The sequence below is a fragment of the Streptosporangium nondiastaticum genome (assembly GCF_003011965.1).
In the GTDB taxonomy this organism is placed as follows: Bacteria; Actinomycetota; Actinomycetes; order Streptomycetales; family Streptomycetaceae; genus Streptomyces; species Streptomyces nondiastaticus.
In genome coordinates this window covers 1-20,797 of the sequence record NZ_PXWG01000071.1, presented here as the reverse complement: position 1 = coordinate 20,797, position 20,797 = coordinate 1, and the positions used below count along the sequence as shown (strand labels likewise).

General features: G+C 73.7%; 11 protein-coding genes. 2 read left to right on the top strand and 9 right to left on the bottom strand.

Annotation, left to right across the window (positions count from 1 at the left end):
• Window positions 1-79 precede the first annotated feature (79 nt).
• Both B7P34_RS22725 and B7P34_RS22720 read right to left on the bottom strand, forming a co-directional pair.
• Window positions 80-1,744 carry an APC family permease gene (locus B7P34_RS22725; protein WP_106679268.1) on the bottom strand — a complete coding sequence of 555 codons (1,665 nt, stop codon included), beginning with the start codon at window positions 1,742-1,744 and terminating at the stop codon, window positions 80-82.
• Between the two features lie 380 nt (window positions 1,745-2,124).
• Window positions 2,125-3,162 carry a threo-3-hydroxy-L-aspartate ammonia-lyase gene (locus B7P34_RS22720; protein WP_106679267.1) on the bottom strand — a complete coding sequence of 346 codons (1,038 nt, stop codon included), beginning with the start codon at window positions 3,160-3,162 and terminating at the stop codon, window positions 2,125-2,127.
• Between the two features lie 154 nt (window positions 3,163-3,316).
• Here B7P34_RS22720 and B7P34_RS22715 point away from each other — a divergent pair, with 154 nt between their 5' ends.
• Entirely contained in the window at window positions 3,317-6,322 is a 3,006-nt protein-coding gene (locus B7P34_RS22715) for an AfsR/SARP family transcriptional regulator (protein ID WP_106679265.1), read from the top strand.
• Between the two features lie 78 nt (window positions 6,323-6,400).
• On the opposite strand, the gene B7P34_RS22710 is transcribed toward B7P34_RS22715, so the two are convergent.
• The 6 genes from B7P34_RS22710 to B7P34_RS22685 form a co-directional block, all read right to left on the bottom strand.
• Window positions 6,401-12,373 carry a non-ribosomal peptide synthetase gene (locus B7P34_RS22710; protein WP_106679264.1) on the bottom strand — a complete coding sequence of 1,991 codons (5,973 nt, stop codon included), beginning with the start codon at window positions 12,371-12,373 and terminating at the stop codon, window positions 6,401-6,403.
• A gap of 28 nt (window positions 12,374-12,401) precedes the next feature.
• Complete coding sequence (locus tag B7P34_RS22705) at window positions 12,402-12,605, bottom strand: MbtH family protein (protein ID WP_189382974.1); 204 nt, start codon at window positions 12,603-12,605, stop codon at window positions 12,402-12,404.
• A gap of 64 nt (window positions 12,606-12,669) precedes the next feature.
• Complete coding sequence (locus B7P34_RS22700) at window positions 12,670-13,458, bottom strand: thioesterase II family protein (RefSeq protein WP_106679262.1); 789 nt, start codon at window positions 13,456-13,458, stop codon at window positions 12,670-12,672.
• A 107-nt stretch (window positions 13,459-13,565) separates the two neighbouring features.
• Entirely contained in the window at window positions 13,566-15,428 is a 1,863-nt protein-coding gene (locus B7P34_RS22695) for a non-ribosomal peptide synthetase (protein ID WP_106679260.1), read from the bottom strand.
• Window positions 15,425-16,438, bottom strand: a complete 1,014-nt coding sequence (locus B7P34_RS22690; protein ID WP_106679259.1) for a TauD/TfdA family dioxygenase — start codon at window positions 16,436-16,438, stop codon at window positions 15,425-15,427. Before B7P34_RS22690 ends, B7P34_RS22695 begins: the two co-directional genes overlap by 4 nt.
• 369 nt (window positions 16,439-16,807) lie before the next feature.
• Window positions 16,808-18,163, bottom strand: a complete 1,356-nt coding sequence (locus tag B7P34_RS22685; protein WP_223268120.1) for an MFS transporter — start codon at window positions 18,161-18,163, stop codon at window positions 16,808-16,810.
• 123 nt (window positions 18,164-18,286) lie between these two features.
• Between B7P34_RS22685 and B7P34_RS22680 the strand changes: the two genes are divergently transcribed.
• Window positions 18,287-19,336, top strand: a complete 1,050-nt coding sequence (locus B7P34_RS22680) for a helix-turn-helix domain-containing protein (protein ID WP_223268119.1) — start codon at window positions 18,287-18,289, stop codon at window positions 19,334-19,336.
• 35 nt (window positions 19,337-19,371) lie between these two features.
• Here B7P34_RS22680 and B7P34_RS22675 read toward each other — a convergent pair whose 3' ends face one another.
• The gene (locus B7P34_RS22675; RefSeq protein ID WP_223268118.1) at window positions 19,372-20,676 is read right to left on the bottom strand and encodes a condensation domain-containing protein; all 1,305 of its coding nucleotides are present in this window, start codon (window positions 20,674-20,676) and stop codon (window positions 19,372-19,374) included.
• Window positions 20,677-20,797 lie beyond the last annotated feature (121 nt).

Genomic DNA, 20,797 nt, shown 5'->3' with positions numbered 1-20,797 from the left:
CGCACCGCTGGTCAGCCGCGTCGGTCGCGGGCCACCGTTGCGGCGGAGGAATCCCGCCCGCCACAACGGTGAGGAGGGCCTAGGAAGCGGCGCCCGCCGCCTCGCGCTCGCGCTCCTGCGCGGGGACGGTGCCGGCAGCGGGCTCGGCGCCCGCGGCGGCAAGCACCGGGTCCGGGCCCGGCAGGCCCGCACGGTGGGCCTGGACACCCGCCCGCACCGCCCAGAAGTAGAAGCCCAGGGCCGACAGCCCGACCAGAGCCGTGTCGAGGCCGCCCGGGATCACGCCGTGGCCGCCGAACTCTTCGCTGCCGAGGGCCGACAGCAGGGACAGCCACAGCAGGAAGCCGACCATCCACCAGGCCGGCGCGAACTGGCGGCGCAGGTTCTCGCCCCGGCGGCGCAGCACGATCGCGGCGATGGGGACCGAGACGAGGGTGAGCAGGGTCACCTTGCCGGTGTTGGGCCACTTCGACCAGTACAGGGCGCAGGCCGCGAAGGCGAAGATCAGCGGGCAGAGGACCTTGGCGGCGGGCAGCCGGAAGGGGCGGGGCAGCTCCGGCTTGGTCCGCCGGAAGACGCCGACGGCGATGGGGCCCATGAGGTAGGAGACGACCATCGCGGCGGAGACGACGCTGGCCAGGGCCTCCCAGCTGTGGCCGATGGTCAGCAGCAGGAGGACGGAGAAGGCCAGGTTGAGCCACATGGCGGGGCGGGCGACGCCGTAGCGGGGGTGGACCTCGGCGATCTTCTTGGGGAAGAAGCCGGTGTCGGCGAGGTTCTGCGCCAGGTAGGCGGAGGAGGCGACGTTGCCGATGTTGGCGCCGTTGGGCGAGATGAAGGCGCCGAACTGGAGCATGGTGACGACCCAGTGCAGCATCAGCAGCTTGGCGAGGTCGGCGAAGGGCGAGGCGAAGTTGATGCCGCTCCAGCCGCCGGCCTCGGCGAGCTTCTCCGGCGGGACGGCACCGAGGAAGGCGACCTGCAGGGCCAGGTAGATCACGAGGCCGAGGGAGAGCGCGCCGACGAGGGCGAGCGGGATGGCCCGGCCGGGGTTCTTGGCGTTGCCGCCGAGGTTGACGACGGCCTGGAAGCCGTTGAAGGCGAAGACGACGCCGGAGGCGGTGACGGCGGTGAGGACGGCGGACCATCCGTTGGGCGCGAAGCCGCCGTGCGCGGTGAAGTTCTCCGTGTGGAAGCCGGAGGCTATGAGCGCGCCGACCGCGAGGACGGGGATGGCGAACTTGACCAGGGTCAGCAGGTTGTTGGCGCGCGCCAGCAGCTCGACCGACCAGTAGCAGGCCAGCCACAGGGCGAAGGTCAGGAACAGGGCCATCGCGATGCCGGTGCCGGTGAGGCTGCCGTCGGCGACCAGCCCGCGGGCCCAGCCGAAGCTCCACGAGGACATGTACTGGGTGCCCGCGATGGCCTCGATCGGGATCAGCGAGGCGGTCGCGATCCACACGGCCCAGCCGGTGATGAAGCCGAGCACCGGGCCGTGCGAGATGGAGCCGAAGCGGGCCATCGCGCCGGGCAGCGGGTAGGCGGCGCCGACCTCCGCGTACGACATGGCGATCATGCCGATGAAGATTGCGCCGATCACCCAGGCGACCAGCGCGGCCGGGCCCGCGACCTGAGCCGCCTGACCGGCTCCGAAGAGCCAGCCGGAGCCGAAAATGGACCCCAGCCCGATCATGATCAGGGCGAAGAGGCTGAGGCCTTTTCGATTGGCCGCGCTCAGATCCACGACGTGCATTCCGTTCTGCCGGAGACAAAGTCTGCGGGCAGCGCGGTGCGCCTCAACGGCCGTCCGGCTGCCCTGCCTGCGTCGGCTCGCGCCGACGGGTACTCCGTCTTCCGGGCCGGGCGGAAAATGCGGCAGGGAATTCGATCAGCAGTGGTCCGATCTCGCCTGCGACGAGATCACCGAGGGCGCAAATTACGACGCCGGTCATGCTACGGCAACGGAAGGATCGGCTCCAATCGACCTTGATCGGAAACTTATTTCCAAAATAATTCCCGCATTTCGGTGGATGCAGAGCGCAACCGCGTTTCTCCGGACGGTTAACGGACCCGTTCGCGGACCGTTCCCGGGCCCGTTCGCGGACCGTTTCGCAAGGGCGTCGTTCACGAGCCCAGGAGCGTCGCGAACCGGCCGAGGTCGACGTTGCCGCCGCTGACGATCACGCCGACGCGCTGCCCGCGCAGCGAACCGGCCGTGCGCCGCAGAGCGGCGAAGCCCAGGCACCCGGTGGGCTCGGCCACGATCTTCATGACGCCGGCGAGGGCCGCCATGGCCTCGACGAGTCCGGCGTCGGTGACGGTGAGGACTTCGGGGGCGGCGCTGCGGAGAATGGCGAAGGTGAGGGCGCCGAGGTGCCGGGTCCGCGCCCCGTCGGCGATGGTCCGCGGCGTGCCGATGCGGACGATGCGGCCTTCCCGCAGCGACTGCCGGGCGTCGTCGCCCGCCTCCGGCTCGACGCCGTAGAGCCGGCAGCCGGGGGACAGCGCGGCGGCGGAGAGCGCCGTGCCGGAGAGCAGGCCGCCGCCGCCCAGCGGCACGAAGAGCGCGTCGAGCTCCCCCGCCTCCTCGAAGAGCTCCTTCGCCGCGGTGCCCTGACCGGCGATCACGTCGGCGTGGTCGTAGGGCGGGATCAGCGTGAGGCCCCGTTCGGCGGCCAGCGCGCGCCCGATCTCCTCCCGGTCCTCGGTGTCGCGGTCGTAGGCGACGATCCGGCCGCCGTACGCCTCGGTGGCCGCCCTCTTCACGGCCGGGGCGTCGTGCGGCATGACGATCGTGGCCGGGACGCCCAGCAGGCCGGCGGCCAGCGCGACCGCCTGGGCGTGGTTGCCCGAGGAGTACGCGACGACGCCGGCCCGGCGCTGCGCGGGCGAGAGCCGGGCCAGGGCGTTGCAGGCGCCGCGGAACTTGAAGGCCCCCGCGCGCTGGAAGTTCTCGCACTTGAACAGCACCCGCGCCCCGGTCTGCTCGTCGATCAGCCGCGAGCGCAGCACCGGGGTCCGGTGTGCGTGGGGCGCGATCCGCTCCGCCGCGGCCAGGACGTCCTCGTACGTCGGGAGGTCGTGCGCGGGAAGGCCGTGCGCGGGAAGGCCGTGCGCGGGAAGGCCGTGCGTCGGCGGCTCGTGTGTCGGAAGGTCGCGCATCCTCATCCTCTCGGCCGGGAACCACGGAACGGCGACAATATCCGGTCAACTGCCCTTTCCACCGGACGGATTTCGGGCCGCCCGCTGCTTATGATCACCGACAGAAGGTCCACGGGGTCCGGAGGACCGGCGCACGGGGGACGCGCGAGGGGAGATGTCACAGGTGCCTGAGGTGGACGGGGCGGTCCGCATCCGGTTGCTGGGGCCCGTCCGGTACGTCTCGGCCCGGGGGGAGGCCAGCCGTCCCGGCGCTCCCGGGCCGCAGGCCGTGCTGGCGGCGCTGGCGCTGAGCGCGGGGAAGCTGGTGACGTTCGACGAACTGGTCGACGGCCTCTACGCCGACGACCCGCCCGCCTCCGCCCGGCGGGTGGTCGTCAACTTCGTCCACCGGCTGCGCACGCACCTGGAACGCGAGGACGGCGCGGAGGCGGGCGGCGAGGGGCGGGACTCGGCCATCGCGACGACCGCCGACGGCTACGTGCTCCGGCTCCCCGCGGAGCAGGTGGACGCCCTGCGCTTCGGCCGGCTCACCGCGCAGGCCCGGCGCCACGGCGAGGCCGGCGACCCCGCGGCGGCGGCCGCCCGCCTGGAGGAGGCGCTCGCGATGTGGCAGGGCCCCGCGCTGGCGGGGCTGCCCGGGCCGTTCGCGCAGGACTGGCGGCGCACGCTGGGCGAGCAGCGCGCGTCCGCGCTGGAGCTGCGCCTGGAGATGCTGCTGGCGTGCGGACGCCACGCGGAGGCCGTCCCCGACATCGTGCGGGCCCTCAAGACGTACCCGTACCGCGAACGGCTGCACGGCGCGCTGATGCTGGCCCTGTACCGGTCGGGGCGCGGCGCCGAGGCCCTGTCGGCGTACGACCGCGCCCGCCGGGTGCTCGCCGACGACCTGGGCATCGACACGGGCCCCGCCCTGCGCGAGCTTCACGCCGCGGTCCTGGCGGGGGATCAGTCCCTCCTCCTGCCGCCCGCCGACGGCGGCGGGGAGGCTGCTGCGGGCGCCGCGAGGCAGGACGTCCCAGGGATGCCGGAGCCCGCCCAGCTGCCGCCGGTGCCGTCGGACTTCACCGGCCGCCACGAGCAGGTGGCCGCGCTGGTCACCGCGCTCACCGCGGGCCGCCCGCACGCCGTGGCCGCCGTCACGGGCATGGGCGGGGTCGGCAAGACGGCGCTGGCCCTGCGGGCGGCGCACGCGGTCGCCGGGTCCTACCCGGACGGGCAGTTGTACGCGAGCCTGCGGGCCCCCGACGGCGCCCCGGGCGAACCGGCCGGGATCCTGGCGGGCTTCCTGACGGCGCTGGGCGTCCCCGGCGAGCGGATGCCGGTGTCCCTGGCCGACCGCGCGGCGCTCTTCCGCACCCTGCTCTCGCGGCGGGCCGTCCTGGTCGTGCTCGACAACGCCACGACCACGGCCCAGGTCGAGCCGCTGCTGCCGGGCGCGGCCCGGTGCGCCGTGCTGGTCACGGCCCGTGCCCTGGCCGCGATGCCCGCCACGGTCACCGTGCCGCTGAAGGGGCTCGGCGCCGACGACGCCGTGGAGCTCATCGGCAAGATCGCGGGGCTCCGGCGGATCGAGGAGGAGCCGGAGGCCGTCGCGGCGCTCGCGGCGTCCTGCGGGTCCCTGCCGCTCGCGCTGAGGGCGGTCGGCGCGCGGCTGGCGGCCCGGCCCGCGTGGAGCGTCGCCGCGCTGCTGGAACGCGTCTCGGACCAGGCCCGGCTGCTCAGGGAGCTACGGGTGGGCGACACGACGGTCGAGGCGGTGTTCGAGATGTCGTTCGCGCAGCTGTCCGCCCCGCACGCCCGGGCGTTCATGGCCCTGTCGATCCCGCACTGCACCGAGTTCGGCGTGCAGGCGGCCGCGGCGGTCCTGCGGGTGCCGGAGCAGGACGCGGAGTGCACGCTGGAGGCGCTGGTCGACGCCGCGCTCCTGGAGGCCGGCGCGCCGGGCCGCTACCACTTCCACGACCTGGTCGGGGCGTACGCGCGGGAGAAGGCCCGCACCGGGCTGTCCGCGTCCGAGCGCCGCGAAGTGGTGCGCAACGCGGTCGACTTCCTGTGCGCGGGGGTCGTCGCGGCCGTGATGGCCTCGCAGCCGCTGGCCGGCCCGCTGACCGCCGACCTGCACCCGCGCCGGACCGCGAGGGTGGACGTCGGCAGCGGGCGCGACGCGATGCTGTGGATCCGCCGCGTGCTGCCCGAACTCACGGCCGTCGTCGAGCAGGCGGCGGTCAGCGGCGACGCGGAGTCGGTGGCGCTGGCCGTGGACGTGCTGGTCCTCGTGCCCTGCTTCGAGGAGGTGCTGCCGCTGGGGCAGCTGGCGCGAGCGGCCACGGCCCTGGTCCCGGCCGCGCTGGCGCTGTGCGGCGAGAGCGTGATCGGCACGGCGTACTACGCGGCGGGGACGGCCCTGAAGAAGCACCTGTCCCCCGGCTCCCTGCACCGCTCCCGGGAACACCTGCTGAAGGCGGTGGAGATCTTCGGTGAGGCGCCCCGGCCCGCCGACGGCCCGCGGCCCTTCCTCGCGGTGCTGTTCGCCCTCGCGATGCTGGCCCAGATCGACGTGCAGCTGGAGGACTTCGCGTCCGCCCGCAGCCACGCGCAGCGGTCGGTGGCGCTGGCCACGGCCACCGGCGACCAGTCCCTGGTGGCGCGGCGCCGCACCGTCCTGCTCCAGGTCGAGGTCGAGGACCCCGGCCGGCACACGGACCTGGCGGCCATCGGGGCGCAGTGCCGGGAGCTGGCCGGGGTCTTCACCCGCGGCGAGGACGTGAAGTGGCTGATCAGGGTGATCATGACGGAGGCGGACAGCCTGCTGTACGGCGGGGACCCCGCGGCGGCTACCCGCCTGTACCGGCAGGCGCTGGAGCGGGCCCGGGCCACCGACCACGTCCGCAACGAGACGGAGTGCCGGTTCCGGCTGGCCAGGGCCCTGCTGGCGACGGGCGAGGCCGAGGCGGCCGTCGGGCACGCCCGGGAGGCCGTGGCCGTGGCCCGGCTCACCCAGGAGCACCAGCTGATGGCGGGCAGTCAGCAGGCCCTCGGCGAGGCCCTGCGGGCCGTGGGACGCACGGCCGAGGCGGACGGCCATCTGACGCGGGCCGCGGACCTGTACCGGGAGATGCGGCAGGCCGGGGCGGCGGATGGTGACGCCGTGACGGGGTGATGTCACGACGGGGTGACGTCATGACGCGGCCCCGCCCGGGCGCTGGGGGTGCACCCTGGCGGGACCGCGTCGTCCTTGTCACCCGCGGGCGGGTGTCCGCCGCTGCCCGGCAAGCCTGTCGGCGAGCACCGGTCCTATCTGAGCGAGCCGGTCCGGGCGGGTCAGCTCGCCGTGTTCGCCCTTCACGGGGGTGACGTCGATGCGGCCCGTGACGTACGGCTGCCAGGCACCGGGCCGGGGCGAGCCCGCGGCCTTGCCCTCGGTGGCCTCGAAGAGCAGCACGTCGCCCTGGAAGACCCGGGGCACGAAGCCGCTCTGGAGGGCGCCGTGGTGCGCGAACGCCCGGAGCATGGCGGCGAGGCCCCGCTCGCCGAGCAGGGCGAGCGGCCCGTCGGGGTCGGCGGCGTCCGGCCGGTGGCCCAGCGACGCGAAGAGCGCCTGCCTGAGCTCGGCCTCGTCCGCCGCCCCTCCCCCGTCCGGGAGTCCGCCGGCCGGCGGGTAGCTGTCCATCAGCACGAGGGAGCCGACCTCCTCCCCCTCCTCCTGGAGGCGCACGGCCAGCTCGTGGGCCACGAGTCCGCCGAAGGACCAGCCGAGCAGCGCGTAAGGGCCGTGCGGCCGCACGGAGCGGATCTGTGCGAGGTACGCCCGCACCATCTCCGCCATGCTCGCGGGGGCGGTGTCCGGCTCGGTGAGCCCGTGCGCCTGAAGGCCGTACACCGGCTGGTCGGGCGCCAGGTGGCGGAGCAGCCCCGAGTACACCCAGCTGACGCCCGCCGCCGGGTGGACGCAGAAGAGCGGGGCGGGCCCTGCCGCCTCGCGGGCGGACGCCGTACGGGCCGTGGCGCGCGCCTTGCGCAGGGGCAGCAGGACGGCGAGGGAGTCCTCGCGCCGGTCGTCGGTGAGGCGTTCACCGAGTTCGGCGACGGTGGGGGCGTCGAACAGGGTCCTGATGTCCAGTTCGGCGCCGAGCACCGAACGCACCCTGCTGATCAGCCGGGTGGCGAGCATCGAGTGGCCGCCCAGGGCGAAGAAGTCGTCGTCGACGCCCACGTCCGGCACGCCCAGCACTTGCGCGAACAGGCCGCACAGCAGCTCCTCGCGCACCGACCGGGGGCCTCGCCAGTGCTCGGTCACGCCGTCGCCGGGCGCCGGCAGCGCCCGTCGGTCGAGCTTTCCGCGCGAAGTCAGCGGCAGGGCGTCGAGGAGGACGAAGGCGGAGGGGACCATGTGGCGCGGCAGTGCGGCCGCCGCGAAGCGCCGCAGGTCGCCCGCGTCCGGTGCAGCCGGGCCGCCGCCGGAGCGCGTGCCGTCCGGCCCGGGGACCGCGTAGGCCACGAGCCTGCGGTCGCCGGGCCGGTCCTCACGGACGACCACGGCGACCTGGCGGACCGCCGGGTGGCGGGCGAGCACGGTCTCCACCTCGCCCGGTTCGATCCGGAAGCCCCGGATCTTGACCTGCTCGTCGGTGCGGCCCACGTACTCCAGCACCCCGTCGGCGGTCCACCGCGCCAGGTCCCCGGTGCGGTACATGCGCTCGCCGGGCGCACCGTAGGGGCAGGCCACGAACCGCTGTGCGGTCAGCGCGGGCCGGCCGACGTAGCCGCGGGCCACCCCCGCACCGGCCAGATAGAGCTCGCCGACGACCCCCGCCGGCACGGGCCGCAGCCCCGGGTCCAGGACGTACGCCCGGTTGTTGCCCATCGGCCGTCCGATCACCGGCCGCTCGTGCTCGGCGGCGTGCGCGTACGACACGTACACCGTGGCCTCGGTCGGGCCGTAGCCGTTGACGGTGGTGGTTCCGTGCGCGGCCCGCAGTTCGCTCCACAGGGCCTGGTCGCAGCCCTCGCCGCCGAGCTCGATGACGCGCGGCCGTGAGGGCCGCTCGTCGGACAGCAGTCCCGCCGCCAGCAGTTGGCGGCAGAACGTCGGTGAAACCTCCAGGTAGTCGACGGCTTCGGCGGCGACGTACTCGGCCAGTGCCTGCGGGTCGCGGCGGGTCTCGTCGCCGACCAGGTGCAGCTCGTGGCCGCCCATCAGCCACAGCAGCGGGCACCAGGAGGAGTCGAAGGTCAGCGACGAGGTCAGCGCGGCCCGGATGCGCCGCCCGCCCGCCGTCGCAGCCGCGTGCACCTCCCCGAGGTGGCCGTGGAACAGGTTGATCAGGCCGCGATGTTCGACCGCCACGCCCTTGGGCCGCCCGGTCGAACCGGAGGTGTAGATCACGTAGGCGAGGTGGTCCGGGCGCAGGCGCACGGGCCGGTCCTCGCGGCCGGGGTCGACGTGCGCGTACCGGGTGCGGACGGCCCGGACGGAGGGGTCGTCGACCGGCAGGACCGGCAGGTCCGCCGCGCAGTGCGGCCGCAGCCGCGCCTCGTTGGCCATGTCGGTCAGCAGCAGGGCCGGGGCCGCGTCCGCCAGCATGAGGGCGAGCCGCTCCACCGGGTCCTCCGGGTCCAGCGGTACGTGGCAGCCGCCGGCCTTGAGCACCGCCAGCTGGGCGACGACGTGCTCGCCGGCGCGCGGGAGCAGCGTGGCCACGTGCTGGTCCGGCCCCACGCCCTGGCCGATCAGCAGCCAGGCCAGCCGGTTGGCGCGGCTGTTGAGCTCGTGGAAGGTCACCGGGCCGTGCGCGTCGACGAGGGCCGTGGCGGCGGGGGTGCGCCGGGCGTGCTCCTCGAAGACCTCGTGCAGCAGCCGGTCGTCCGGCAGCGGGCGGGCGGTGTCGTTCCACTGGGTGAGGATGCGGCTGTTCTCCTGCGGGGACAGCAGGTCCAGCGCGTCGACGGGGGTGTCCGGGGCTGCGGTGACGGCGGTCACGAGACGCAGCAGGCGCTGGGCCAGGGACGCGGCGGTGCCGTGGTCGAACAGGTCGGCCGCGTAGTGCAGGGTGCCGCGGATCCCGTCGGGCGATCCGTCCGCCGCGTGCCGCTCGACGAAGGTGAAGTCGAGGTCGAACTTGGTGGGCGCGGCGTCCAGGGGCAGTGGGGTGACGGTGGTGCCGGGGAGGTTCAGGGCGGCTTCGGCGTTGTTCTGCAGGACGAACATGGTCTGGAAGAGCGGGTGCCGCGCACTCGTACGATCCGGATTCAGCTCCTCCACCAGCCGCTCGAACGGCAGGTCCTGATGAGCCAGCGCCGCAAGATCAGCCTCCCGCACACGCCGCAGCAACTCCGCGAAAGTCGGATTGCCGGAGGTGTCGGTGCGCAGGACGAGCGTATTCACGAAGAACCCCACCAGCTCGTCCAACGCCTGGTCCGTACGCCCCGCAGCCGCCGTACCGAGCGGGATGTCGGTGCCCGCGCCGAGCCGGGTGAGCAGCGTCGCCAGCGTGGCCTGGAGGGTCATGAAGAGGGTCGCGCCGTGGTCGCGGGCGAGGGACGCCAGGCGGGTGTGGAGGTCCGCCGGGATGTCGAAGTGGACGAGTCCGCCGGTGTGGGTGGGGTGGGCGGGGCGGGGCCGGTCGGTGGGGAGGGTCAGTTCGTGCGGCAGGCCGGCCAGGGTCCGGGTCCAGAACTCCGCCTGTTCCTCTGCCGTCTCTTCCAGGAGTTCACGCTGCCAGAGAGTGTAGTCGGCGTACTGGACCGGCAGGGGCTCCCACTGCGGGGTGCCTCCCGCGCGCCGGGCCTCGTAGGCCGCCGACAGGTCGCGCAGCAGCGGCGCCTCCGACCAGCCGTCGCTCGCGATGTGGTGCAACGTGAGCAGCAGAGTGTGCTCGTCGGGGGCCGTCGTGAACAGTGTGGCTCTGATGGGCAGTTCGTCGGCGAGCCGGAAGGGAGTGAAGGCGTCCGCGTGGAAGCGTGCGGTGACGTCCTCGGGCGCACACCGGACGAGAGTGAGCTCTATGGAAGCCTCGCCGGGCGCGAGGACCCGCTGGAAGGGCTCGCCGTCGACAGCAGGGAACACCGTCCGCAGCGATTCATGCCGCCTGACGACGTCACCGATCGCGGACCGCAGAGCGTCGGTGTCCACCGGGCCCCGGAGCCGGAAGGGGAACGGCGCGTTGTACGTGGGGCTCTGCTCGAAGCGGTCGAGGAACCACAGGCGCTGCTGGGCGAAGGACAGCGGCAGCGCCTCCGGCCGCGCCCGGCGCGTCACCGCCGGACGAGCCGTCACGCCGTCCCTGAGGCACTCGGCCAGTCCTGCCACGGTGGGTGCTCCGAACAGCGCACGGACGCCCAGTTCCACGCCCAGCACCTGGCGGATCCGGCTGATGAGCCGGGTGGCCTTGAGGGAGTGGCCGCCCAGGGCGAAGAAGTTGTCGTCCACCCCCACGCCCGGCACGCCCAGCACCTGCGCGAACAGACCGCACAGCAGCTCTTCCTGCACCGACCGCGGGCTCCGCTCCTCCCGGACCGCTGCGGATGCCGCTGCCGCCTCGTCGGCGAGAGCGCGGCGGCGCTCCTCGCTGCGGCTGCGGAACGCGCGCTCCTGCTCCGGCGTCTCGAAGATCTCCAGCGAGCCGACGGGGGCCTCCGGATCGGCAGCGGCGGCGCCGAGGAGGCGCGCCAGGAGGCGGTGGAGGGACTCGGCGGTCGCGCGGTCGAAGAGGTCGGTGGCGAACTGCAGGATGCCGGAGATTCCCGCCGGGTTGCCGCCGGCGTCCCGCTGCTCGGTGAAGCTCCAGCCGAGGTCGAATTTGGAGGGCGCGGCGTCCAGGGGCAGCGCGGTGACGGTGGTGCCGGGGAGGTCCAGGGCGGCCTCGGCGTTGTTCTGCAGGACGAACATGGTCTGGAAGAGCGGATGCCGCGCACTCGTACGATCCGGATTCAGCTCCTCCACCAGCCGCTCGAACGGCAGGTCCTGATGAGCCAGCGCCGCAAGATCAGCCTCCCGCACACGCTGCAACAACTCCGCGAAAGTCGGGTCGCCGGCAGTGTCGGTGCGCAGGACGAGCGTATTCACGAAGAACCCCACCAGCTCGTCCAACGCCTGGTCCGTACGCCCCGCAGCCGCCGTCCCCAGCGGGATGTCGGTGCCCGCGCCGAGCCGGGTGAGCAGCGTCGCCAGCGCCGCTTGCAGGGTCATGAAGAGGGTCGCCCCCTGCCCGCGGGCGAGGGACTCCAGCCGGGAATGCACCTCGGCGGGGACGGCGAAGTGGAGGAGCCCTCCGGCGTGGGTGGGCTGCGCCGGGCGGGGCCGGTCGGTGGGCAGGGCCAGTTCCTGCGGCAGACCGGCCAGGGTCTCGGCCCAGAACTCCGCCTGTTCCTTGCCCGTCTCCTCCAGGAGCTCGCGCTGCCAGAGCGTGTAGTCGCCGTACTGGACCGGCAGGGGCTCCCACTGCGGAGCGCCTCCCGCGCGCCGGGCCTCGTAGGCCGCCGACAGATCGCGCAGCAACGGCGCCTCCGACCAGCCGTCGCTCGCGATGTGATGGAGCGTCACAAGCAGGACGTGGTCGTCGGGCGCGACCGAGAACAGCGTCACCCGGAGGGGAAGCTCGGTGGCCAGTTGGAAGGGGGTGAAGGCGGCTTCGTGGAAGCGTGCGGTGACGTCCTCGGCCGCACACCGGACGAGAGTGAGCTCTATGGAAGCCTCGCCGGGCGCGAGGACCCGCTGGAAGGGCTCGCCGTCGGCGGACGGGAACAGCGTCCGCAAGGTCTCGTGACGCCCCACGACATCACCGATCGCCGATCGCAGAGCGTCGGCGTCCACCGCGCCTTGGATCCGGAAGGCGAACGGCGCGTTGTACGTGGGGCTCTGCTCGTACCCGTCGAGGAACCACAAGCGCTGCTGGGCGAAGGACAGCGGCAGCACCTCCGGCCGCGCCCGGCGCGTCACCGCCGGACGAGCCGCCGCCGCACCGTCCTCGGTCCGCGCCGCCAGCCGCTCCGCCAGGCCCGCCACCGTGGGCGCGCCGAACAGCTCCCGCACGCCCAGTTGCACGCCCAGCACAGCCCTGATCCGGCTGAGCAATTGGGCGGCCTTCAGCGAGTGGCCGCCCAGAGCGAAGAAGTTGTCGTCCACCCCCACGCCCGGCACGCCCAGCACCTGCGCGAACAGACCGCACAGCAGCTCTTCCTGCACCGACCGCGGGTTCTGCGAATGCGTCATGACTCCCCCTCGAAGGTCCGGGACCGGTTCACTTGCCGACGGCCGGTACCGGCCTCAGGTCGCGCCAGTGCTCTTCGACGTAGTCGAGGCACGCCTGGTAGCCGGCCGCGCCGTGCGCCACGGTCCAGCCCATGGGAGGTGCCAGCCGCGCCGGCCACAGGGAGTGCTGGTTGCTGTCGTTGGTGAGGACCAGGTAGGTCCCGTCGGCGTCTTCGAAGGGGTTCGTCACCACTGGGGTGTCCTTTCCGGCAGGGCAGAGCGAAGGAGGGGAGTGAGGAGGGCAGTACGGTGCGGGCTCAGGCAGGGGCGCCGAGCGGCGTCCCGGTCAGCGCGCGGATGTGGACCGGCAGCTCGCGCCAGATGTCCGGGGTGTAGAAGTGCCCCCCGGGCAGCACGTCGTGGCGGTACGGGCCCGTCGCGACCCGGCGCCACTGGTTTCCGGCGTCCTGCTCGATGACGTCGTCGCCGGTCGCCGAGAGCATCTGCACGGGGACGCTCACGGTGGTCCCCGGCGTGTAGCGGAAGGTGTCGCGGACCTGGATGTCCGCCCGCATGAGCTCCACCGCCATCTCCTGGAGGTCGGGGTCCTCCAGGACGTGCGCGGGCATCAGGCCGTTGGCCCGCATCCAGTCCAGCAGCGACGCGTCGGTGTCCTGCCGGGCGGGGAACATGTCGCGGGGCGTCAGACCGCGGTCGGGCGCATTGCACGAGGAGACGACCAGCGTCTCGGGCAGCGGCCCGCCGGCGCGCTCGATGCGGGCCGCGACGTCGAACGCCATCCAGCCGCCCATGCTGTGGCCGAACAGGATGTACGGCCCGTCGACGGCGGAGAGCACGGCGGCGGTGGTGTCGGCCGCGAGTTCGTCCCAGTCCGTCGCGCACGGTTCCGCGAACCGCCCTTCGCGGCCCGGGTAGCAGACGGCGGACAGGGCCGCGTCCGCCGGGAGGCACGTGCTCCACGCGTGGTACGGCCCGGTGCCGCCGCCGCAGAAGCCCAGGCAGACGAGCGTGCGCGAGGTGTGCTCGTCCCGTTCCTTGATCCGGATGACGGTGGTGTCCTGGTGTCCAGGCGTTCGTCCAGCCATGGCGGTCTTCTTCCTCATCTTTCTCATGCTTCGTGCGCTTCGCGTGCTTAGAGCACTTCGTACGCTTCTCGTCGTTGCTCGAAGGGGTGCGGGCCGGGCCTCGCCGGTCAGGCGCCGGCGCGCAGCGCGTCGACGTGCCGGGCCAGGTCGCGGAGCCGGGGGTGCCGGTACACCTCGCGGGCCGACATGGCGATCCCGAACTGCTTCTTGAGCCGGGCCACGACGCGCAGCGCGATCAGCGAGTGGCCGCCCATGGCGAAGAAGTCGTCGCCGGCCCGGATGTGCCCGCGGCCGAGCACCTCGGACCACACGGCCGCGATCAGCGTCTCGGCCTCGCCCTCGGGGGCGTCGTCCGGCGCCTCGTGGGCCGCCGGGTCCGCGCTCTCCTCGGGTGCGGGCAGGGCGGCGACGTCGACCTTGCCGTTCACCGTCAGCGGCAGGGCGTCGAGGGCGGTGTACACGGTGGGCAGCATGAACTGGGGCAGCACGCCGGCCAGTCGCCCGCGCAGCGTCTCGGCGGTCGGGACCCCGTCCGCCGCGCCGGCCGCCGCCACGAAGTACGCGACGAGCTGTTCGCCGGAGACCGGGCTGCGGTGCAGCGTGACCGCTGCGGCGGCCACGCCCGGCTGGCCGGCCAGCGCCGCCTCGATCTCGCCCAGTTCGACGCGGTAGCCCCGGATCTTGACCTGCCGGTCGATGCGTCCCAGGTACTCCAGGGCCCCGTCGGCACGGGTGCGCACCTTGTCCCCGGTGCGGTACATGCGGGTGCCGTCGGCGGCGAAGGGGTCGGCGACGAACCGCGTCGCGGTCTGCGCGGGCCGGTTCACGTACCCCAGGGCCACCTGGGGCCCCGCGAGGTAGAGCTCGCCCTGCGCGCCGTCGGCCACCGGCTGCAGACCGTCGTCCAGGACGTACGCCCGTACGCGCGCCAGTGCGGGGCCGATGTGCGGGGTGCCGCCCTCGATCCAGGCCGCGGTGGCGTCCACGGTGCACTCGGTCGGCCCGTAGAGGTTCAGCGCTTCGAGCCGCCCGCCGGCGCGTGCCTCCGCCAGCTCGCGCCAGGTCTGCTCGGGGACCGGCTCGCCGCCCATGAACAGCCGCAGCGCCTCCGCCCGGCCCTCGGCCGCGCGCACCAGCAGGTCGGCGCGGAGCAGGTGCCAGTGCGAGGGGGTCAGGTCGAGGTCCTGCACTCCGTAGGCGTCCAGGGCCTCGACCAGCCGCGCGGGGTCGGTGCGTTCGTCCTCGCCGAGCACGACCAGCGTGTCGCCCCGGCACACCCGCGCCCACTGCTGGACCGACGCGTCGAAGGAGACGCTGGCGTTCCAGGCGACGACGCGCGGCTGCGCGGCGTACATGCCCGCCTCCTCCAGCCCGTCCACCAGGGCGGCCACACCGCCGCGCGTGGTCTCGACGCCCTTGGGAGTGCCCGTCGAACCGGAGGTGTAGATCACGTAGGCCGGGGTGCCGGCGGTGACCGGCACGGGCGGCGCCGGGGGCCCGTCCGTGGCAGCGGTGGGCCAGCCGGCGTCGACGGTGCGCACTCCGTCCGGCCACGCACCGTCCGCACCGTCCGCGCCGCCGGTCACCAGGACCCGGACTCCTGCGTCGCGCACCATCCCGTGGCGCCGCTCCTGCGGGTACGCGGGGTCGATCGGCACGTACGCCGCGCCCGCACGCCAGACGGCGAGCAGCGCGACCACGAGGTCCGCTCCCCGGGGCAGGCTGACCCCGACCCGTTCGCCGGGGGCGACGCCCAGCCGGGTCAGCTCGCCCGCCACTTCGGCGGTGCGGCGGTCGAGTCCGGCAAAGGTGAGGCTGCTGCCGTGGGCGTGGACGGCCGTCCGGGACGGGTCGCTCGCCACGGCCCGCCCGAAGCGGGTCAGCAGGTCGACGGGCCGGTCCCGGCCCTCTGCCACGGCCGGGGAGACGGCCGCCTCCGGGCTGCGGGGGCCTTCGAGAACGCCGGTCATACAGCCTGCTCCTCTCGTGCGGCGGCGGCCACGGTGGGCCGGCAGGCGTCGAGTTCGACCGGGTCGCCCATGGCGACGACGATGCGCCGGTCGCCCCGGAAGGGGTCGCGGCCGTGGGTGGCCAGGATGTTGTCGACGAGCAGGACATCGCCCGGCCGCCAGGCCCGGCGCAGCGTCGCGGCCTCGTAGGCGGCGTTGATCGTCTCGATGTCCTCGCGGGTCAGGGGCTGCCCGTCGCCGAGGGCGGTTTCGAACGGCAGCCCGTCCGGGCCGAACTCGTCGAGGAGCGCCTCGCGGAGCTCCTCGTCCAGCGACCACGAGTTCCAGAAGGCCATGTGGTTGAACCAGACCTCCTCGCCCGTCGCGGGGTGCTGGATGATGCCGGGCCGCAGCTGCCGCGTGCGCAGGGCGCCGGAGGCGTCCCACTCACAGGAGATGAGGCTGTCCGCGCAGTACTTCTCGACGTCCTCGCGGCTCTCGGTGGCGAACGCCGTGCGCCAGTCCAGCGAGATGTGCTCCGAGTAGGTGCGGGACAGCACCCAGCCGGCGGCGCGCATCCGCGCGACCAGGCCGGCGGGGAGGCGGCGCAGCACCTCGCGGCAGTCGGCGACCGGCGTGGCCCCGCCTTCCTCGGGGGCCGTCAGGCAGGCGAACAGCAGCAGACCGGGGAAGGTCAGGGTGTAGCTGTTCTCGTTGTGCATGCGGATCGGCTGGTTGGGCGGCAGGTCGGTCGAGGAGTAGACGTCGTTGCCGTAGCTGCTGCGCGGTGTGGCCTTCTCGCGGTAGGGCGTGCGCTGCGGGACGAGGACGTCCCGCACCTTCGCGAAGTCGTCGACGTCGTGTACGGGCAGGCCGCGGAGGCAGAGGGCGCCGTGCCGGTGCAGTGCCGCGCGCAGCTCGGAGCGGACCGATGCGAGCCAGGCGCACGCCTCGGAGGCGTCCGCGAACCGCGGGACCCGGGCCGTCGCCGGTTTCCCGGCCTCGGTGGTCCAGGAGAGAGAATCGCTCATCGTGTTGCGTGTCCTGTCGTGTCGTTGCTGACGGATTGCCTCGTACGCCGCCGGATACCGCGCGTCATCCCCATCCGGTGTCGTCTCCCTCGTTCGCGTCGCGGTGCACGGTCGTCGGGAATCGGCGTAAGAGCATGGGGGGTTTCCTCGTGCTTCCGAAATGGGCGGGTGGATTCTTTTTCGACCGGCGCCGCAGGGATCTGTTCCCGGATCAGGAGGCCGGATTCAGACACCGGATCTGGGCGCCATATGCATTCATGGGCCAACGGGAATCACGCTGCCATCCGGAATGCACACCACCAAGGCCGTGCGGGGCTGGTGTTCACGCCTGTCGCATAGATGAGAGGGGGAGGAAACGGGCAATTCAGGTCACAGGGAGTGTCCGGCCCGGTCCGTCGCCTCCGCCCGCGTCGGCAGGTCGCGACGGGCGCGGATGGGCGAACAGAGCAGGATGAGCGCCGTCAGCGGAATGCCCGCGGTCATCAGCCACAGCGTCGGCCGCACCCCTAGCCAGGTGCCCAGCGCGCCGGCGAGCAGCGCGCCCAGCGGCAGGGTGCCGTAGTTGAGGAACGACGAGCACGCGGAGACCCGGCCGAGCACGCCCGGCGGGCAGTAGGCCTGGTGGAAGCCCGCCTTGATGACGTTGCCCGCCACGACGCCGACCGAGGCGGCCGCGTAGCCCGCGACGAAGAGGGCGAGCCCGGCGCCCCGCGTGGTGAGCGCCATGAGCGGAGCGAGCGCGGGCACGCCGAGCTCGAAGAGCAGCAGCGCCCGTGCGGTCCCGAACCGGGCCACGCCCCGGCGCACCACGAGCGCGCCCAGGACGCCGCCCGCCCCGCCGATCGCCACCAGCACTCCCACCCCGGTGCTGCTCAGGCCGACGTCGCGCAGCAGGAACACCACGAGCAGCGTCTGGCACCCGCCCAGGAAGAGGTTCGAGGCGGCGCCGAAGAACGTGAGGCTGCGCAGGTAGGGATCGCGCGCCACCAGCCGCACGCCCTCTCCGACCTCCTTGAAGAGGGCGCCCCGCGTCCGTACGACGACAGGTGGCGGCGGCTCGCGGCGCCGGATCCGCGCCACGCACACGAAGGACACGAGGAAGGTCGCCGCGTTGGTCAGCATGCCGTCGACCGCCCCGGCGGCCTGGGCGATCAGGCCGGCGGCACCGGTCCCGGCCAGCTGCGCCGCGGAGGCGCTGCCGTGCAGCTTCGCGTTGCCCTCGGCCTGGTCCGCCACGCCGACGATGCCGGGGAGACGGGCGGTGTACGCGGTCTGGAAGAAGACCGCCGCGGTGCCGGCCAGCAGTGCGGCCAGCAGCAGGCCGCCCACGTCGAGCACGCCGGACCGGTGGGCGAGCGGCACGATCACGAAGAGCGCGCAGGAGACGGCGTCGCTCGCCAGCATGACCGTCCTGCGCCGCAGCCGGTCCACCCAGACCCCGGCCGGCAGGCCGATGACGAGCCAGGGCACCCAGGTCGCGGCGTTGAGCAGGCTCACCTCGAAGGTGCCGGCGTGCAGGGCGGAGACGGCGGCCAGGGGCAGCAGCACACCGGTGACCGCCGCGCCGAATTTCCCCGTGGTCTCGGCGTACCACAATTGCCGGAAGTCCCGGTTCCGGCCCAGCAGTCCGCCGTTCCCGGGCCGGCCCGCCATTCGCCGCGCCGCGGCCTTCGCGCCGCTGTCCGGCACTCCTTCTTCGCGGTTCTCCCGCTCCGTCACCGCCATGGCGAGAATTCCGTCGGCTCACCGTTGACCGGTTGTTGATCACCTGTCTCTAAGCTGCTCCCGATCGGGGGAAAGCTCGGGTACGGCAGGGGGGCCATGAATACCTCACACTCACTCGGTGAAATGCGGCTGAGCCGGGAAGCGCTGGACGTCTTCGCATTCGCGGCGGACCGGACCGTATTCGGCATCGGAGACCTCGCGGCCACCGGTCTCGGCGCCGACGACGCGGAGCGGGCGGTCAAGGAGCTCGTGGAACTGCGGCTGCTGTGCCATGCCGAGGGCGCGCCGGACCGCTTCGCCGTCGTGCCGCCGAGGGTCGCCGCCGGCCGGCTGCTGCGTCCGATGGAGCGCCGGATCCAGCACCAGCAGGAGGAGATCGAGCGGTTCCGGTGGATGTTCGACGCGTTGCTCCCCGCCTACGAGTCGAGCCGCGCGGGCAGCTCCGCGGCCGCGCCCGTGGAGCTGGTCACCGACCTGCGCCTGGTCCAGGAGGTCATCGAGGAGCTGACCGCGACCTGCCGCGAGGAGGTCCTGACCGCGCAGCCCGGCGGCGGGCGCCGCCCCGAGTCGCTGCAGGCCGCGCAGAAGCGGGACCGCCGGATGCTCGCGCGCGGCGTCGCCATGCGCACCCTGTACCAGCACCCCGCCCGCTACCACCAGCCGACGATCGACCACGTGCAGGCCGTGACGGGCCTGGGGGCCGAGGTGCGCACCCAGTCCGAGGGCTTCTGCCGCATGCTGATATTCGATCAGCACACGGCGCTGCTGGGGGTGCCGGACGATCCGCTGGCGGCCCTGCTCGTGCGCGAGCCCCATCTCATCCACAGCATGCGGGTCTTCTTCGACTGCGCCTGGCGCGGCGCCTCGCCGTTCCCGCTCGCCTTCGACGCCGCGTCGGCCGTCCGCATCTCGGGCGAGATCCAGGAAGCGATCGTCGCCATGCTCTCCGAGGGGCTGGAGGACAAGTCCATCGCGCGGCGGCTGGGCATGTCGGTGCGCAGTTGCCAGCGCCACGTCGCGGAGGTCATGAAGGCGCTCGGCGCCAAGAGCCGTTTCCAGGCCGGATTCCTCATCGGGCAGTCGCGCGGCGACACCGGGGACGAGACACCGCCCGGATCCGGGTGCCGCGTGCTCGCGAGCGCCGGCCCGTCGGGCGCCCGGGGGCGCGGATGACGGCGGGGAGCCGGTCGCCCCGGGGGCGGGGGTCCTCAGCCGGACCGGCGGGCCGGGGCGGGCACGGGCGATCCGGGGTCGGCCACGGCCAGGTCCGCGACGAGGCGGCCGAGGTCCGCGGCATGGCGGTCGGCCTGCTCGGGCGAGTAGTTGGCCGGATTGGCCTCCACGCACACGGTCGTCCCCTCGCCCGGCGAGCCCACGTCGAAGAACAGGCTGAGGTCCGGGACGGGACCGGTGACCAGCGTGCGCACCGAGCCCCGGGCCGTTCCGAAGCCCAGGTCGCGGTCGAAGTTCACGACGTTGACCAGCGGTCCGACCGCGTACGGGGCCGCCGGGCCCGCAGCGGCGGTCAGCGCGCGCCGGAACTCCTCGTAGCGGTGGCGGTGGTGACGCATCGCCCGCCTGATCCGGCCGTCCGCCAGCAGGCAGGCGCCCAGTAGCGAGGCGTCCGGCTCCACGGCCACCCGCACGGGCAGGACGTTCGCCAGCGGCGCGACCACCCCGCGCAGCGCGCGGGTGGGCCGGCCGGCCACGGAGCAGCCGAAGGTCACCTCGTCCGCCCCGGTGACCTGCCGCAGGTACAGGGCGGTGGCCGCGATCAGGAAGTGCGCCGAGGGGATCGCCAGCCGCTCGCTCTGCTCCCCGGCCGCCTCGACGACGGAGGCCGGCAGGTGGTGGCGGCCGTGCAGGGCGGCGGACGCGGGCGGCGCCTCCGCGTGGAGCCGGCCCGTCGCCGGCCAGACCGCGGCCTCCTCCGCCCAGAACTCCCGGTCCGAACGGTACGTGCGTCCGGCCGCGTACGCCCGGTCGTGCTCGACGGCGGCCGTGACGGGCGCGAAGGGGTGGGGCTCCGCAGCAGACCCGTTCAGCAGTGCGGTGTAGAGGTCGGCGGTCCTGCGGGCGAGGGCGGCCAGGCCGTAGCCGTCCGCCACGATGTGGTGGACACGGCGGTACCACAGGTGGCGGTCGGGCGACACCCTGATCAGGGCGGCACCGAGCAGCGGACCGGTGGTGAGGTCCACCGGCCGGGCGAGGTCGGCGCGCATCCAGGCGACGGCCCGCCCGTCCGGATCGGGTCCGTCGCTCATGTCGAGGAGCTCGAACTCCCACTGCGCGGGCCGCAGCTCCTGCACCGGCGTCCCGTCGGGCTCCGTCACGAACCGCGCGCCCAGCGACCCGGCCTCGTCCACGGCGGTGCGCACCGCCCGCTCCAGCAGCGCCGCGTCGAGACCACCGGTGATCTCGTAGTAGTCGCCCACGTTGTAGGGCGTGCCGGCCGGCTCCAGGACCTGGGAGATCCAGATCTCCAGCTGACCTGCCGTCAAAGGGACTCGCACGTTTCCGCTCCAGACACCTCGGGGCCGTCGTCCCCTCACCCTGACACCCGCCCCGACCTGCGGACAGGCCTCGCCGGGGGTGGTGTCCCCGCCTGTCGTGCACCCGAGGGGGCACGACAGG

Coding starts and splice junctions, on each gene's coding strand:
- B7P34_RS22720 (WP_106679267.1), bottom strand. CDS start 3,162: ATGCGCGACCTTCCGACACACGAGCCGCCGACGCACGGCCTTCCCGCG.
- B7P34_RS22715 (WP_106679265.1), top strand. CDS start 3,317: ATGTCACAGGTGCCTGAGGTGGACGGGGCGGTCCGCATCCGGTTGCTG.
- B7P34_RS22710 (WP_106679264.1), bottom strand. CDS start 12,373: ATGACGCATTCGCAGAACCCGCGGTCGGTGCAGGAAGAGCTGCTGTGC.
- B7P34_RS22700 (WP_106679262.1), bottom strand. CDS start 13,458: ATGGCTGGACGAACGCCTGGACACCAGGACACCACCGTCATCCGGATC.
- B7P34_RS22695 (WP_106679260.1), bottom strand. CDS start 15,428: ATGACCGGCGTTCTCGAAGGCCCCCGCAGCCCGGAGGCGGCCGTCTCC.
- B7P34_RS22690 (WP_106679259.1), bottom strand. CDS start 16,438: ATGAGCGATTCTCTCTCCTGGACCACCGAGGCCGGGAAACCGGCGACG.
- B7P34_RS22685 (WP_223268120.1), bottom strand. CDS start 18,163: ATGGCGGTGACGGAGCGGGAGAACCGCGAAGAAGGAGTGCCGGACAGC.
- B7P34_RS22680 (WP_223268119.1), top strand. CDS start 18,287: ATGCGGCTGAGCCGGGAAGCGCTGGACGTCTTCGCATTCGCGGCGGAC.